At 67.6% G+C, this 14,396-nt stretch carries 12 protein-coding genes; 7 read left to right on the top strand and 5 right to left on the bottom strand.

Annotation, left to right across the window (positions count from 1 at the left end):
• Nucleotides 1–60: 60 nt before the first annotated feature.
• The gene (locus tag MKD50_RS16435) at nucleotides 61–1,002 is read right to left on the bottom strand and encodes a LysR family transcriptional regulator (protein ID WP_252667751.1); all 942 of its coding nucleotides are present in this window, start codon (nucleotides 1,000–1,002) and stop codon (nucleotides 61–63) included.
• Between the two features lie 200 nt (nucleotides 1,003–1,202).
• Between MKD50_RS16435 and MKD50_RS16430 the strand changes: the two genes are divergently transcribed.
• Nucleotides 1,203–1,493: a hypothetical protein gene (locus MKD50_RS16430; protein WP_115702740.1), complete on the top strand. Its 291-nt coding sequence runs from the start codon at nucleotides 1,203–1,205 to the stop codon at nucleotides 1,491–1,493.
• Between the two features lie 257 nt (nucleotides 1,494–1,750).
• Here MKD50_RS16430 and MKD50_RS16425 read toward each other — a convergent pair whose 3' ends face one another.
• The 3 genes from MKD50_RS16425 to MKD50_RS16415 all read right to left on the bottom strand — a co-directional run bounded on the left by MKD50_RS16425 (nucleotide 1,751) and on the right by MKD50_RS16415 (nucleotide 4,726).
• Entirely contained in the window at nucleotides 1,751–2,209 is a 459-nt protein-coding gene (locus tag MKD50_RS16425) for a hypothetical protein (RefSeq protein ID WP_115678975.1), read from the bottom strand.
• Between the two features lie 225 nt (nucleotides 2,210–2,434).
• Nucleotides 2,435–2,629, bottom strand: a complete 195-nt coding sequence (locus MKD50_RS16420; protein ID WP_012354346.1) for a YbdD/YjiX family protein — start codon at nucleotides 2,627–2,629, stop codon at nucleotides 2,435–2,437.
• Nucleotides 2,630–2,653: 24 nt separating this feature from the next.
• A complete protein-coding gene (locus MKD50_RS16415) occupies nucleotides 2,654–4,726 on the bottom strand; it encodes a carbon starvation CstA family protein (protein ID WP_115702742.1) in 2,073 nt (690 codons plus the stop codon).
• A gap of 405 nt (nucleotides 4,727–5,131) precedes the next feature.
• Between MKD50_RS16415 and MKD50_RS16410 the strand changes: the two genes are divergently transcribed.
• Together MKD50_RS16410 and MKD50_RS16405 are read left to right on the top strand one after the other, a co-directional pair.
• Entirely contained in the window at nucleotides 5,132–6,538 is a 1,407-nt protein-coding gene (locus tag MKD50_RS16410; protein WP_115702744.1) for a cache domain-containing protein, read from the top strand.
• Complete coding sequence (locus MKD50_RS16405; RefSeq protein WP_115702746.1) at nucleotides 6,535–7,224, top strand: response regulator; 690 nt, start codon at nucleotides 6,535–6,537, stop codon at nucleotides 7,222–7,224. The genes MKD50_RS16410 and MKD50_RS16405 overlap by 4 nt, the downstream gene beginning before the upstream one ends.
• Before the next feature lie 129 nt (nucleotides 7,225–7,353).
• On the opposite strand, the gene MKD50_RS16400 is transcribed toward MKD50_RS16405, so the two are convergent.
• Nucleotides 7,354–9,210 carry a phosphoenolpyruvate carboxykinase (GTP) gene (locus tag MKD50_RS16400; RefSeq protein WP_252667750.1) on the bottom strand — a complete coding sequence of 619 codons (1,857 nt, stop codon included), beginning with the start codon at nucleotides 9,208–9,210 and terminating at the stop codon, nucleotides 7,354–7,356.
• Nucleotides 9,211–9,748: 538 nt separating this feature from the next.
• Between MKD50_RS16400 and MKD50_RS16395 the strand changes: the two genes are divergently transcribed.
• The 4 genes from MKD50_RS16395 to MKD50_RS16380 all read left to right on the top strand — a co-directional run bounded on the left by MKD50_RS16395 (nucleotide 9,749) and on the right by MKD50_RS16380 (nucleotide 14,396).
• The gene (locus MKD50_RS16395) at nucleotides 9,749–10,774 is read left to right on the top strand and encodes a D-2-hydroxyacid dehydrogenase family protein (RefSeq protein WP_115702750.1); all 1,026 of its coding nucleotides are present in this window, start codon (nucleotides 9,749–9,751) and stop codon (nucleotides 10,772–10,774) included.
• 161 nt (nucleotides 10,775–10,935) lie between these two features.
• Nucleotides 10,936–12,108: an MFS transporter gene (locus MKD50_RS16390; RefSeq protein ID WP_240073172.1), complete on the top strand. Its 1,173-nt coding sequence runs from the start codon at nucleotides 10,936–10,938 to the stop codon at nucleotides 12,106–12,108.
• Between the two features lie 152 nt (nucleotides 12,109–12,260).
• Nucleotides 12,261–12,899, top strand: a complete 639-nt coding sequence (locus MKD50_RS16385) for an MOSC domain-containing protein (protein WP_252667749.1) — start codon at nucleotides 12,261–12,263, stop codon at nucleotides 12,897–12,899.
• A 261-nt stretch (nucleotides 12,900–13,160) separates the two neighbouring features.
• Entirely contained in the window at nucleotides 13,161–14,396 is a 1,236-nt protein-coding gene (locus MKD50_RS16380) for an efflux RND transporter periplasmic adaptor subunit (protein WP_252667747.1), read from the top strand.

Genomic DNA, 14,396 nt, shown 5'->3' with positions numbered 1-14,396 from the left:
AAGAACGCCCGGCATTGCCGGGCGTTCTTGTTTGCTGCGGCACTACGCGGGCGCCGCCGTTCAAGTGCGCACGGCGTGGGCGCCAAGGCTGACGGCCGGCTGCTCCTCCTTGCCCCGCACCTGGCCCTCTTCCAGCAGGAAATCGATAAAGGCGCGCACCTTGGTGGGCAGGAACTTGCGGCTCGGGTAGACCACGCTGACATCGCGCCGCGGCAACTGGTATTGCGGCAGCACGTGCACCAGCCGGCCCGATTCGATATTGGGCCGCGCCAGGTAGGACGAGAGCATGGCCACGCCCATGTCGGCCAGCGCGGCCTGGTGCGCCAGCTCGGCGTTGCTGCACAGCAGCCCCGGGCGGATCGGCACGGTCACCTCGCCTTCCGGTCCGAGCAACGTCCATTCGTGCTCGGCGTTGGGCAGGCGCATGGCGATGCAGCGATGGTGGCTCAGTTCATGGGCATGGCGGATAGGCGCGTGCGCCGCGACATAGCCAGGCGAGGCGCACAGGATGACTTCGGCCGACAGCAGCGGGCGCGCCACCAGGTGCGAGCCCAGTCCCAGGTCGGACAGCATCACGGCCACGTCGCGGCCTTCCTCGACGATATCGACATTGCGGTCCGACAGGATCACGTCGAACACTACGTCCGGATAAAGCCGCTGGAAGCGCGACAGCAGGTCAGGCAGCAGGTGCAGGCCGAACATCACCGGCGTCACCAGGCGCAGCGTGCCGGACAGCGACTGGCTGCGGGCCGTGACCACGCTTTCCGCTTCCTCCACGTCTTCCAGGATCTGCTGGCAGCGCTGCAGATAGGTCTCGCCGGCATCGGTCAGCGACAGGCTGCGCGTGGTCCGGTTGAGCAGGCGCGTGCCGAGGTGGCTTTCCAGGTCGGCCACGTAGCGCGTGACCACCGCGTTGGACATTTCCAGCTGCTGCGCTGCACGCGCGAAGCTGCCGAGCTCCACCACTTTGGAAAACACACGCATCGACTGCAGGCGATCCATGACATAGTCTCCGGTTTCTTTGCTGAATTCTTACGCAATCAGCTTATTTTATTGTCCGAATCAAAACTAATCATTGTGGATTCTGATATTTATTGATATGAGGGAAATGCCTAATATCTAGCCATCGGATGCCGCAATGCAACATGCCCTTCACCTGAAGGTGCCGGATCAGGCATCCACGCTACAGAAAGGCCTGAATCATGAAAACCAACCGTTACGTCCTGATCGCTGTCGCCACCGTCGCCGCTGCTCTCTCCGCCGCGCCCGCCTTTGCCAAGAATGGCAAGTTCGACGTCTACACCGACGGCGCCAAGGTAGCCAGCTTCGATGTCTATGCTGACGGCGCCCGGGCCGGCAAGTTTGACCCGTACACGGACGGCGCCAAGGCCGGCAAGTTCGATGCCTTCACCGACGGCGCCCGCACCGGCAAGTTCGACACCTTCTCGGAAGGCGCGAAGTACGACACCACGACCGATCGCGCGCCGCTCTGAGCCGGCACGGTCCACCGCTACAACCTGGTCTCCACAGGTCTTTAGGAGAGCGCCCCGCGTCTCTCCCGCTTTATTGGAGAAGAAGCCCGCACCGGGACCGGTGCGGGCTTCTTTGTTTCACGCGCTGGCAGATCCGGGCCGGACTCTGGTCGATTATGCCAGACGCCGCAACGCAACCAGGGCTGGTGGATACCCGGCGGTCGCGGCGCCAAAGAAAAACGGGCCATGATGGCCCGTTTTGCTGACCCCGCTGCGACTTAATCGTCGTAGTGGTGGCGATGATGGTGCTTGTGCTTCTTGCGCTTGTAATGGCTCTTGTTGTAGTAGCGGCGATCGTCGTCGTACGAGTTGTTGCGCGAGATATTGCCGCCCAGCGCCGCGCCCGCGCCGCCGCCCAGGCCGGCGCCGATCAGGCCGCCGGTGCGACCGCCCATGGCGTTGCCGGCCGCGGTGCCGGCGCCACCGCCGAGCGCGCCGCCGATGATGGCGCCGGTGCGCTCGCGGCGGTTGGATGTGACCGCGCCACCGGCGCCGCCGCCCACTGCACCGCCGATCACCGCGCCGGTGCTGCCGCCCAGCGCGCCGCCGACCGCGGCACCGGCGACACCGCCGAGCGCGCCGCCGAGGGCATTGTTCATGTCGCCCGCGACGGCCGGCAGCGCGCAGGCCGCCAGGGCAAGGGCAACGGTCAGGTTGCGAACGGGATGGCGAGTCATATGTTTTTTCCTCGAATTGCCATGATGTGTCGCAAGTGTAGATAAGGTGCCGCAGCCTTGCTGTAACCACCTGTAAAGCCCTGTAACCCCCTGCAGAAACGGTATCGGGCCATTACAAAGACGCGGTGGAAATACAACACTTAATAAAAAGACAGGCGATCATGTGATCGCCTGTCTGCATTGTCTGCCGCCGGAGAAGGTTCGGCGGCGCTGCTCAGCATGGCTTCAGCAGCACTTGCCCTGCCCGCCGCCGTAGCGCGCTTCCTGGCGCTCGCGGAAGAATTCCTCGTAGCTCATCGGCGCACGGTCAGGATGCGTGCTTTCCATATGCGCCACATAGGTCTGGTAGTCAGGCAGCCCGACCATCAGCCGCAGCGACTGCCCGAGGTACCGGCCCATGGTGCCAAGTTGTTCCAGCATGGCGGCTCCTTGTCGAGGTCAGGATCAGGACTGCGCCGAAGCGGCGCCCGGCAGCGGCTCGAACGGCGTTTCCTTGTCGGTCGGGCGGTTCACGGCGCGGGCCTGCAGCGCGGTCTTGAAGCCGTAGCAGACGATCGACAGCACCACCACCATGAACAGTGCGCACAGGCCCGCGTCCAGGTAGTCGTTGAAGACGATGCGGTGCATCTGCTCCATCGACTTGGCCGGCGCCAGCACCTTGCCTTCGGCGATGGCGGCGCTGAACTTGGCGGCGTGGGTCAGGAAGCTGACCTTCGGGTCGGCATGGAACAGCTTCTGCCAGCCGGCGGTCAGCGTGCAGATCAGCAGCCAGACCGTCGGTACCAGCGTGACCCAGGCGTACTGGCCGCGCTTCATCTTGACCAGCACGCAGGTGCCCAGCACCAGCGCCACCGCGGCCAGCATCTGGTTGGAGATGCCGAACAGCGGCCACAGCGTGTTGATGCCGCCGAGCGGATCGACCACGCCCTGGTATAGGAAGTAGCCCCAGGCCGCCACCGTCAGGGCGGTTGCGATCAGGTTGGCCGGCAGCGAGTCGGTGCGCTTCATCGACGGCACGAAGCTGCCCAGCAGGTCCTGCAGCATGAAGCGGCCGGCGCGGGTGCCCGCGTCGACGGCGGTCAGGATGAAGAGCGCCTCGAACAGGATGGCGAAGTGGTACCAGAACGCCATCATGGCCTGGCCGCCGACCACCTGGTGCAGGATGTGGGCGATGCCCACGGCCAGCGTCGGCGCGCCGCCGGCGCGCGAGATGATGGTGTTTTCGCCGACGTCCTTGGCGGTCTGCACCAGCACGTCCGGCGTGATCACGAAGCCCCAGGTCGACACTGCCTGCGCCACCGCTTCCGGCGTGGTGCCGATCACCGCGGCCGGGCTGTTCATGGCGAAGTACACGCCGGGCTCGATCACCGCGGCGGCCACCAGCGCCATGATGGCGACGAAGGACTCGGCCAGCATCGCGCCGTAGCCGATGAAGCGCGCGTGGGTTTCGTTCTCGAGCAGCTTGGGCGTGGTGCCCGACGAGATCAGCGCGTGGAAACCGGACACCGCGCCGCAGGCGATGGTGATGAACAGGAACGGGAACAGGTTGCCCGACCACACCGGCCCGCCGCCCGCGGCGAACTGCGTGAAGGCCGGCATCTTCAGTTCTGGCGCGACGATCAGGATGCCCACCGCCAGCGCGATGATGGTGCCGATCTTCAGGAAGGTCGACAGGTAATCGCGCGGGGCCAGCAGCAGCCACACCGGCAGCACGGCGGCGACGAAGCCGTAGATGATCAGCATCCAGGTCAGCGCCTTGCCGTCGTAGGTGAACAGCGGCGCCAGGGTCGCGCTTTCATGCACGTACTGGCCGCCGATGATGGCCAGCATCAGCAGCACGAAGCCGATCACCGAGACCTCGCCAATGCGGCCCGGGCGGATGTAGCGCGTGTAGATGCCCATGAAGATGGCGATGGGGATGGTCACCGCCACGGTGAAGGTGCCCCAGGGCGAGTCCGCCAGCGCCTTCACCACGATCAGCGCCAGCACCGCCAGGATGATGATCATGATCATGAAGCAGCCGAACAGCGCGATCATGCCCGGCACCGTGCCCATCTCGGACTTGACCAGGTCGCCCAGCGAGCGGCCGTCGCGGCGCGTCGAGATGAACAGCACCATGAAATCCTGCACCGCGCCGGCGAACACCACGCCGGCCAGCAGCCACAGCATGCCGGGCATATAGCCCATCTGCGCCGCCAGCACCGGGCCCACCAGCGGCCCGGCGCCGGCAATCGCGGCGAAGTGGTGGCCGAACAGCACTGCCTTGTTGGTCGGCACGTAGTCCAGGCCATCGTTATGGCGCCACGCGGGCGTCATGCGCTTGGGATCGAGCTGCATCACCTTGTCGGCGATAAAGCGGCTGTAGTACCGATAGGCGATCAGGTAGATGCAGAGCGCGGCAACCACGATCCACAGCGCGCTGACGGCTTCGCCGCGCGCCAGCGCGACGGTGCCGAAGGCAAACGCGCCAAGGATGGCGACGGCCAGCCACACCAGGTGTTCTCCGATGCGATTCATAGTGAAGGGTCTCCTCAGACCGGGATTTGGAAAGCCTGCGGCGGCGAAGGACTGGCAACTGGCAACGGGCGGGTCGGCGGCGGGCGCGCCTGGGCGGGCAGCGAGGGCAATCCGGCGGTGAGGGGTCTCCTGGACTGCTGGAATGAATTGCTGCGCGCCCGGTTCGTGTCGTTTCCGGATCTCGTCTTGCAGGCAGGCGGTGCACCAACCGGGTAGGCGGTGCACCAACTGCGTGGACCCGCGCCGCATGTTGGGGCGGCTTGCGCGTCCGGCGTGTAGTATTGACAGCCGCCAAACCTGGCACAAGCGCGTAACTACGCAGCACTTATGCGTAGTACTACGCAAGTCGACGGTGGCATGCCGCCTGCGCGGCATCGGTGTTTACCCCCGTTCCCCGACTCTTGTATGAAACTCCGCCAGAAAATCCTGTTGCTCGCCGTGGCGCCGCTCGCGGTGGCGATGCTCGGCATCGCGCTGGCGGTGCGGTTCCAGGCCACCCAGCTCGCGCAACATGAACGTGCGCTGGTCGAGGCCGCCTACCTGCAGAGCAAGGAGACCGAGCTGCGCCACTACGTGGAACTGGCGCAGAGCGCGATCGCGCCGCTGGTGCGCTCCGGCCGCAACGACGCCGCCACCCGCCAGGCGGCGATGGAAGCGCTGGCGCGGCTGGACTATGGTCCCGACGGCTACTTCTTCCTGTACGACCTGCAGGGCCGCAACCTGATGCATCCGCGCCAGCCCGAGCTGGTCGGCCAGGACTTGTGGACGCTGCGTGACCCGCAGGGCGCGCCCACCATCCAGCAACTGATCGCCGCGGCCAAGGGCGGCGGCGGCGCGGTGCGCTACCAGTGGCGCAAGCCCTCGTCGCAGCAACTGGCGCCCAAGCTCGGCTACGTGGTGGCGGTGCCCGAATGGGGCTGGATGCTCGGCACTGGCATCTACCTGGATGACGTCGAAAGCACGCTGCGCCAGCTCGACGCGCGCGCCGAGACCGATATCCGCGAAACCATGGCGTGGATCGGCGTGATCGCCGGCATCAGCATCCTGCTGGTGGCAGCCAGCGGCCTGGCGCTGAACGTCAGCGAACACCGCGAGGCCGACGCCAAGCTGCGCCAGCTGGCGCAGCGCGTGGTGCAGTCGCAGGAAGAAGAGCGCGCGCGGCTGTCGCGCGAGCTGCACGACGGCATCAGCCAGCTGCTGGTCTCGGTCAAGCTGGTGCTGGAAACCGCCGCCAACCGGCTGCGCCTGGCCCCGTCCGAAGGCGCGGCGGTGGCGCCGGTGCTGGGCATGGCGCTGAACCGGCTCGACACCGTCTTCAATGAAGTGCGGCGGGTGGCGCGCAACCTGCGCCCGGCGCTGCTCGATGACCTGGGGCTGTTCGCCGCGCTCCAGCACCTGGCGCGCGAGATGCAGGGCGGCAGCGGCCTCGAGATCGTGGTGACGCAAAGCGGCACCCCGCGCGAACTGCCCGACGAGCAGGCCACGGCGCTGTTCCGCATCGCCCAGGAAGCGCTGACCAACGTCGAGCGCCACGCCGGTGCCCGGCGCGTTGCCGTGTCGCTCGCGTTCGATGCCGATGCCACGCGCCTGGCCGTGCGCGACGACGGCCACGGCTTCGACGTCGCGCGCATGCAGGCCGACCCGCAGCGCGGCATTGGCCTGCGCAACCTGCGCGAGCGCATCGCCGCGCTGTGCGGGCAGTTCGACATCCTTTCCGGCCTGGGCGGGACCCAGATCATCGCCTCGCTGCCGCTGGCCAGCACGGCGGCCGCCGCGCGCGATGCCATTACCGCAGGACCCTCGCAGTCATGATCCAGTTTCTTGCCGAAGATCGCGAAGAAGATAAAGAAGCGCCCGCGCGCGTGCTGCTGATCGACGACCACGCGCTGGTGCGCGACGGCATGCGCATGCACCTGGCGCTGCAGCCCGGGCTGCGCGTGGTGGGCGAAGCCGATGACGGCGAAGCCGCGCTGGCGTGGCTGGAGCGCGCCGGCGCGGCCGAGATGCCGGACCTGGTGATCACCGATATCGGCATGCGCGGCATGGGCGGCATTGCGCTGGCGGCGGCGCTGCATGATCGCTATCCGGAACTCGCGGTGCTGATCGTGTCGATGCACGACAACCTCGAATACGTGCGCCAGGCCGTGCGCGCCGGCGCGCGCGGCTATGTGCTCAAGGATGCCCCGGCCGACGAGCTGATCGCGGCGATCCGCTCGGTGCTGGCGGGACGCGTGTTCTACAGCGCCCGCATCGCGCGCGGCATCGCCGAGCAAAGCCCCGCGGCGGGCCCGCTCGATGCGCTCACGCCGCGCGAGCGCGATATCCTGCGCGGCATCGGACGCGGCCTGGCCAACAAGGAGATTGCGGCGCAGCTGGGAGTATCGGTGCGCACCGTCGAGACCCATCGCCTGAACCTCAAGCGCAAGCTGGGGATAGAGGGGCGCGCCGGGCTGGTGAAGTATGCGGTGGAGACGCTGGGGGACAGCGAGGCGGGGTGATGGATGCCCCGGGAGACAAGCGAGAAGAGCGGTTTTGAGTGCTCCCAAACCGCCCGAACTTGCCTAAGCAAGGTGTTCTCCCTCTCCCCTCATGGGGAGAGGGGAGCAAACCGCGCGATGCGGCCTGTTTCAGCCGTCCAGTCGCTTGCCCAAGGCCGCGCGCGTCTGCGCCAGCGCCTGCGGCAGGTGATGCTGCAGCTGGGTGAACAGCTGGTCATGCAGCGCCAGCTCCTTCTGCCAGGCATCGCGGTCGATCGAGGTCACCTGCTCGAACTGCGCCGGCGAAAACTCGACGCCGTTCCAGTTCAGGTCCTGGTAGCGCGGCGAGGTGCCGAACACGTGCTCGGCGCCCTGCCCCTTGCCTTCGACGCGGTCGATCATCCACGACAGCACGCGCATGTTCTCGCCAAAGCCCGGCCACACGAAGTTGCCGTCGGCGTCCTTGCGGAACCAGTTGACGCAGTAGATCTTCGGCAGCTTCGCGCCCGCGGCTTCGAGCTTGTTGCCCAGTGCGAGCCAGTGGCCGAAGTAGTCGCTCATGTTGTAGCCGCAGAACGGCAGCATGGCGAACGGGTCGCGGCGCACCACGCCTTGCTGGCCGGCCGCCGCGGCGGTGGTTTCCGAGCCCATGGTGGCGGCCATGTAGACGCCTTCGGTCCAGTTGCGCGCCTCGGTCACCAGCGGCACCGTGGTCGAGCGGCGGCCACCGAAGATGAAGGCATCGATGGGGACGCCGGCCGGGTTGTCCCAGTTGTCGTCGATCGACGGGCATTGCGACGCGGGCGCGGTGAAGCGCGCGTTCGGGTGCGCGGCCTTGGCGCCGGTGGCCCTGGCAATCTCCGGGGTCCAGTCCTTGCCCTGCCAGTCGATCAGGTGCGCGGGCGCTTCCTTGGTCATGCCTTCCCACCAGACGTCGCCGTCGTCGGTCAGCGCCACGTTGGTGAAGATGACGTTTTCCTTGAGGGTCGCCATCGCGTTGTAGTTGGTCTTCTCGCTGGTGCCCGGCGCCACGCCGAAGTAGCCGGCTTCCGGGTTGATCGCGTACAGGCGGCCGTCCTTACCCGGCTTGATCCAGGCGATGTCGTCGCCGATGGTAGTGACCTTCCAGCCCTCGAAACCCTTGGGCGGGATCAGCATGGCGAAGTTGGTCTTGCCGCAGGCCGACGGGAAGGCGGCGGCGACATGGTATTTCTTGCCTTCGGGCGAGGTCACGCCGAGGATCAGCATGTGCTCGGCGAGCCAGCCTTCGTCGCGGCCCATGGTCGAGGCGATCCGCAGCGCAAAGCACTTCTTGCCCAGCAGCGCATTGCCGCCGTAGCCCGAGCCGAACGACCAGATCTCGCGCGTTTCCGGGAAATGCACGATGTACTTGGTGGGATTGCACGGCCACGCCACGTCCTTCTCGCCGGCGGCCAGCGGCTTGCCCACCGTGTGCACGCACGGCACGAAGGCGCCGTCGCTGCCCAGCACCTCGTACACGGCCTTGCCCATGCGGGTCATGATGCGCATGTTGACCGCCACGTACGGCGAATCCGACAGTTCCACGCCGATATGGGCGATCGGCGAACCCAGCGGCCCCATCGAGAACGGCACCACATACAGGGTGCGGCCGCGCATGCAGCCGTCGAACAGGCCGGCCAGGGTCTGGCGCATTTCGGCCGGCGGGGTCCAGTTGTTGGTCGGGCCGGCATCTTCCTGCTGCTCGGAGCAGATGAAGGTACGGTCTTCGACGCGGGCCACGTCCGACGGGTCCGACAACGCCAGGAAGGAATTCTTGCGCTTGGCCGGGTTCAGCCGTTTCATGGTGCCGGCGGCGACCATCTGCTCGCACAGGCGGTCATATTCTTCCTGCGAGCCGTCGCACCAGTAGATATTGTCGGGCTTGGTCAGCGCGGCGATTTCCGCGACCCAGGCGATCAGCTTGGGGTGCTTGACCCAGGCCGGGGCATTGACGGCTGCCGTACCTTGCATCGTGGGGTGGTTCATACTGCAAACTCCAGGTTTGTAAAGGGAAGGAAGGGATGGAATCCTTGCAAAGCCTGGCCGGCGGGTTGTCATGCATGGCGCGGGGCGGAACCGTCACTGGCGCTCGTCCCTGCAGTGTGCCGCCAGGGGGCGCATCGATAGCGTCACATCCCGTTACAACTCTGCTGCGGCCCGGTTTGCGCAAAAGGTCGCGGCGGTCACGGCGGCTGCGCTACAGTGGCGCTTCGCCCGCACAGGGTGGCCTGCAGATGCCGGCCGGGCTTTGTCCGGGGGCAGCCGCGCGACGGGAGCAACGCTCGACCGACAATCCGCGGCGGCACCGGAGCGGGCAAGGATACCACTGGCGCACCCCCCTGTTTTTTGCTGCGCAACAATTGCCGGCGTCGGCCGGTGCGGTATTTGCGCCGCGCGGCGCCAGGGTGGTGGCACACCGGTGCGGGGTTCGCAAACGTTTCACAACAATACTGTTGGCCGGCGCGCGCCTCGGTGGGCGCCCGCACCAACTGGCACAACGTCCCGAAGATAACCAGGGTTGCCGATGAAGATTGCCGTACTCGACGATTACCAGGATGCCGTGCGCAAGCTGCCTTGCTTCAGCCTGCTGGAGGGGCACGACGTCAAGGTGTTCAACAACACCGTCAAGGGCGTGGGCCAGCTGGCGGCGCGCCTTTCGGACGTGGAAGCCGTGGTGCTGATACGCGAACGCACCCGTATCACGCGCCAACTGCTGGAAAAACTGCCAAAACTGAAGCTGATCAGCCAGACCGGCCGGGTCGGCGCGGGGCCCGGCAGCCATATCGACCTGGATGCCGCCACCGACCGCGGCGTGGCGGTGCTGGAAGGGGTGGGCTCGCCGGTGGCGCCGGCCGAGCTGACCTGGGCCCTGATCATGGCCGCCCAGCGCCGCATACCGCAATACGTAGCCAGCCTGAAGCACGGCGCGTGGCAGCAGTCGGGCCTGAAATCAACGACGATGCCGCCCAATTTCGGCCTGGGCCAGGTGCTGCGCGGCCAGACTCTGGGGATCTGGGGCTACGGCAAGATCGGCCGGCTGCTGGCCGGCTACGGCCGCGCCTTCGGCATGAAGGTGCTGGTCTGGGGCCGCGAGGCGTCGCAGGACGCCGCGCGCGCCGATGGCCTGGACGTGGCAGCATCCAAGGAGCAATTGTTCGCCGACAGCGATGTGCTGTCGCTGCACCTGCGCCTGAACGACGACACCCGCGGCATCGTCAAGCAGACCGACCTGACCGCCATGAAGCCGACCGCGCTGTTCGTCAATACCAGCCGCGCCGAACTGCTCGAAGAGAACGCGCTGGTCACCGCGCTGAACCGGGGCCGCCCGGGCATGGCCGCGATCGACGTGTTCGAGTCAGAGCCGATCCTCCAGGGCCACGCGCTGCTGCGCATGGAAAACTGCATCTGCACGCCGCACCTGGGCTATGTCGAACGTGACAGCTACGAGCTGTATTTCCGCACGGCGTTCCAGAACATCCTGGATGTGCTCGGTGGCAAGCATGACTGCATCGTCAACCCGAAGGCGCTGGCGCCGGTGCTGACGCGCTGAACCGGTTCGGGCTTCCGTTGGCGCGCGTCCCGGGCGCCAACGCGAATTTTCCGAACCCGCTACACTCGGGCCTTCCCCAGCCGCCGGCCGCAATGGCGTGGCGGCAGTCCCGACAAAACTAAAAGGCGCCCTCTCGCGCCGATCCCTCTCCCAAGGCCGGCATGGACCCCAGGCTCGTGACGCTCTGCGTCGGCAATTTCGTCATCGGCACCGGTGCGATGATCGTGACCGGCATGTTGAACGACATCGCCGGCGATTTCGGGCTGGGCGCGGCCAGTGCCGGGCAGTTGATATCGGTGTTCGCGCTGGCCACCTGCGTGGGCGCGCCGCTGTTCGCCACGCTGGGCTCGCGCATCGACCGCCGGCGGCTGCTGGCGGGCTCGCTGCTGGTCTATGGGGTGATGCACGTGGCCGCGGCGCTGGCACCGAGCTTTGCGGCGCTGATGGCGATCCGCTTCCTGACCGCGATCGGGGCGGCCATCTATACGCCGCAGACCGCGGCCACGCTGCCGCTGCTGGTCAATGCGCAGACCCGCGGGCGCGCCATCAGCTTCGTGTTCCTGGGCTGGAGCATCGCCAGCGTGGTGGGTGTGCCGCTGGGAACGTGGATTTCCAGCACGCTGGGCTGGCGCGTCAGCATGGCGCTGGTCGGCGTGATGGCGCTGCTGGTGGCGGCGGCGGTGTGGCGCGCGCTGCCGCGCGGGCTGATGGTGCCGCCGGCCGGGCGCGAGGCCTGGGCAGCGGTGCTGCGTCACAAGCCGGTGATGCTGGTGGTGCTGACCACCATGATCTCGTCGGCGGGCATGTTCACGCTGTTTACGTATATTGCGCCGCTGATGCGCGACGTCTATGGCATCAGCGGCGGCGCGCTCAGCCTGATGTTCCTGGCCTACGGTGCCTGCGGGGTGTTCGGCAATGCCATGGCGGCGTCGCGCATGGACCGGGTTACGCCGAGCCGGATCGTGCAGGTGACGCTGCTGACGTCGATCACGGCGATGGTGCTGTGGCCGCTGGCGGGGCTGGGCAGCGTCGCGCTGGTCGCGCTGTTCATGCTGTGGGGCGTGGGCGGCTTTGCCACCAACAGCGCCCAGCAGGCGCGGCTGGTGCTGCTGGCGCCGGAGCGGGCCTCGGTGTCGATCTCGCTGAATTCCTCCTCGATCTACCTGGGCCAGGCCGTCGGCGCCATGGCGGGTGCGGCGATTTACACCCTGGCGGGCCCCGACACCCTGCACTGGGGCGCGGCGGCGCTGATGCTGGCGGCGCTGGCGGTGTCGCAGCGGGCGCGCCTGCTTGGCTGCCGCTGGCAGCCTGCGCAGGCGGCCAGGCAGCTCTGATTCCGGTCTGAAACGGACGCTGCGAGCCCCCCGCGGGCGCCTTGTGAGGAACCGCACCAAGCACTTGTCCACAGCGTTATCCGCCCCGTTATCCTCAGGGATATCCGCAGCTTATCCACATCCCTTTCCACAACCACGAAGCGGGGGCGCACGTGAGCGATTCGAGACCTCGGCCGGGCCTTGCACGCGTGCTGGCAGTCAGCCTGGGCAAGGCCATCCCGCTGGTGGTGGCGGGCGCGGGCACCGAGGCGGTGGTGCTGTCGGGCATCCGCAAGCATCCGGTCAGCACGCTGCTCCACCCCTTGCGGGTCCAGGTGCAGCAACGGGGCCTGGCGGGCGACGAGCAGGGCGACCTGACTGTCCACGGCGGCCTCGACAAGGCGGTCTACGCCTACCCCTCGGAGCACTACGCCTGGTGGAATGCCCGCCGCCGCGCCTGCGCCCAGCCCGACTCGGGGCCGCCGCTGCCCTACGGCGCGATGGGGGAAAATCTGACGCTGGAGGGTTTGCTGGAGTCCGCGCTATGGATCGGCGACCTGGTGCGGGTCGGCACCGCCCTGCTGCGCGTGGAAGCCCCGCGCCAGCCCTGCTACAAGTTCAACGCCGCGCTGGGGTATCGCCATGCGATGCGGGACATGGTGCAGAGCGGGTACTCCGGGGTTTATCTCAGCGTGGTGCTGAAGGGCGAAGTGCGTGCCGGCGACGCCGTGATTGTGCAGGCCGGACCACGGGAATTGTCGGTCGACAGCGTAAATCAGTGGCGCCGCGATGGCCGGCGGCAGCTTTTCTGATAATGTTTGTCTAACCATACAAGCGCCCCGCTAAACACATCACCGGCCTCCCCTGTGGCCCGGGCGGCGTTTGCCGGCGCCGGGCATTACCAGACCCTTGCACCCCTGTAACGGACTGTAATACGCGGCGCTGGCTCCGGCGGGCGAAGCGCGGTACTAGTAGAGTCTTTGCGCGACACGCACCGGCAACATCTGCGTACAACAAGCCGGGCGGTACACGGGGAGTGGCGCTGAAGACGCGGGGCAGAGGGTCCACACAATATGAAAACTGACAGGATCGACCAGCCCAAGGGCTTCGTCGACAGCAACTGGAGGGCGGCCGCCGGGACCGGTCGCGGCCGCGTATCGCCGTGGCTGGCGGTGGTGGTGGTGCTGGCCGTCGCGGGCATGGGCTGGTTCGCATGGCGTACCTGGCTGGCGCCGAAGCCCGCGCCCAAGCCGCCTGCGGCGGCGGTGGTGTCGACCGCGCCGGTGCAGCAGGGCGACGTGCCGCTGCAGGTCTCGGCCAACGGCAACGTCACCGCGCTGTCCACGGTGGAGGTGCGGCCGCAGGTATCCAGCACCGTGCGCACCGTCCATATCAAGGAAGGCCAGACCGTCAAGCCCGGGGACTTGCTGTTCTCGCTCGATACCCGCATGGACGAGGCCAACCTGGCCAAGGCGCAGGCGCAATTGCTGCGCGACCAGGCCGACCTGGCCGATGCCCGCCGCGCGCTGGCGCGCAGCCAGGAGCTGCTGCAGCGCAATTTCATCTCGAAGAGCGCGGTCGATACCGCGCAGGCGCGGGCCGACGGCCTTGCCGCCACCGTGCGCGCCGACCAGGCCGCGATCGAGGCCAGCCGCGTGGCGGTCAGCTACGGCGCCATCCGCGCCACCATCAGCGGCCGCACCGGCGTGATCAACGCCTTCCCGGGCTCGCTGGTGCTGCCAGGCAGCGCCCAGCCGATGGTCACGATTGCCCAGGTGCAGCCGATCGCGGTCACCTTCAGCCTGCCCGAACGCCAGCTGGCGGCCCTGCGCGAGGCGCTGCGCGCCGGTCCGGTGCAGGTCACCGCGCAGCCCAACGACGGCAACCAGGCGCCGGTGACCGGCCGCATCAGCTTTGTGGATAACACGGTCGATCCGCAGTACGGCACCATCCGCGTCAAGGCCCAGTTCGACAATGAAGCGCAGCGGCTGTGGCCGGGCACCTATGCCACCGTCAACGCCGTGGTGCAGACCCTGAAGGACGCGCTGTCGGTGCCGCCGCAGGCGGTGGTGACCGGGCCCGAGGGCCGCTTCGTCTACGTGGTGCAGCCCGACAGCAAGGTGGCGCGCGTGCCGGTGCGGGTCGTGACCACCACCGCTGCCGCGGCCGTGGTCGAGGGCGTGCAGCCCGGCGCCCGCGTGGTGGTGGAAGGCACGCAGAACCTGCGCCCCGGCGCGCTGGTGCGCGAGGCGGCGGCGCGCGGCGCTTCCGGCGCCGCAGCCACCCGCCCTGCCAGCGCGGGGCACTGA

Source organism: Cupriavidus mimosae (assembly GCF_023952485.1).
GTDB classification, from domain to species: Bacteria; Pseudomonadota; Gammaproteobacteria; order Burkholderiales; family Burkholderiaceae; genus Cupriavidus; species Cupriavidus taiwanensis_C.
This window is presented reverse-complemented; position numbering and strand designations above follow the sequence as displayed.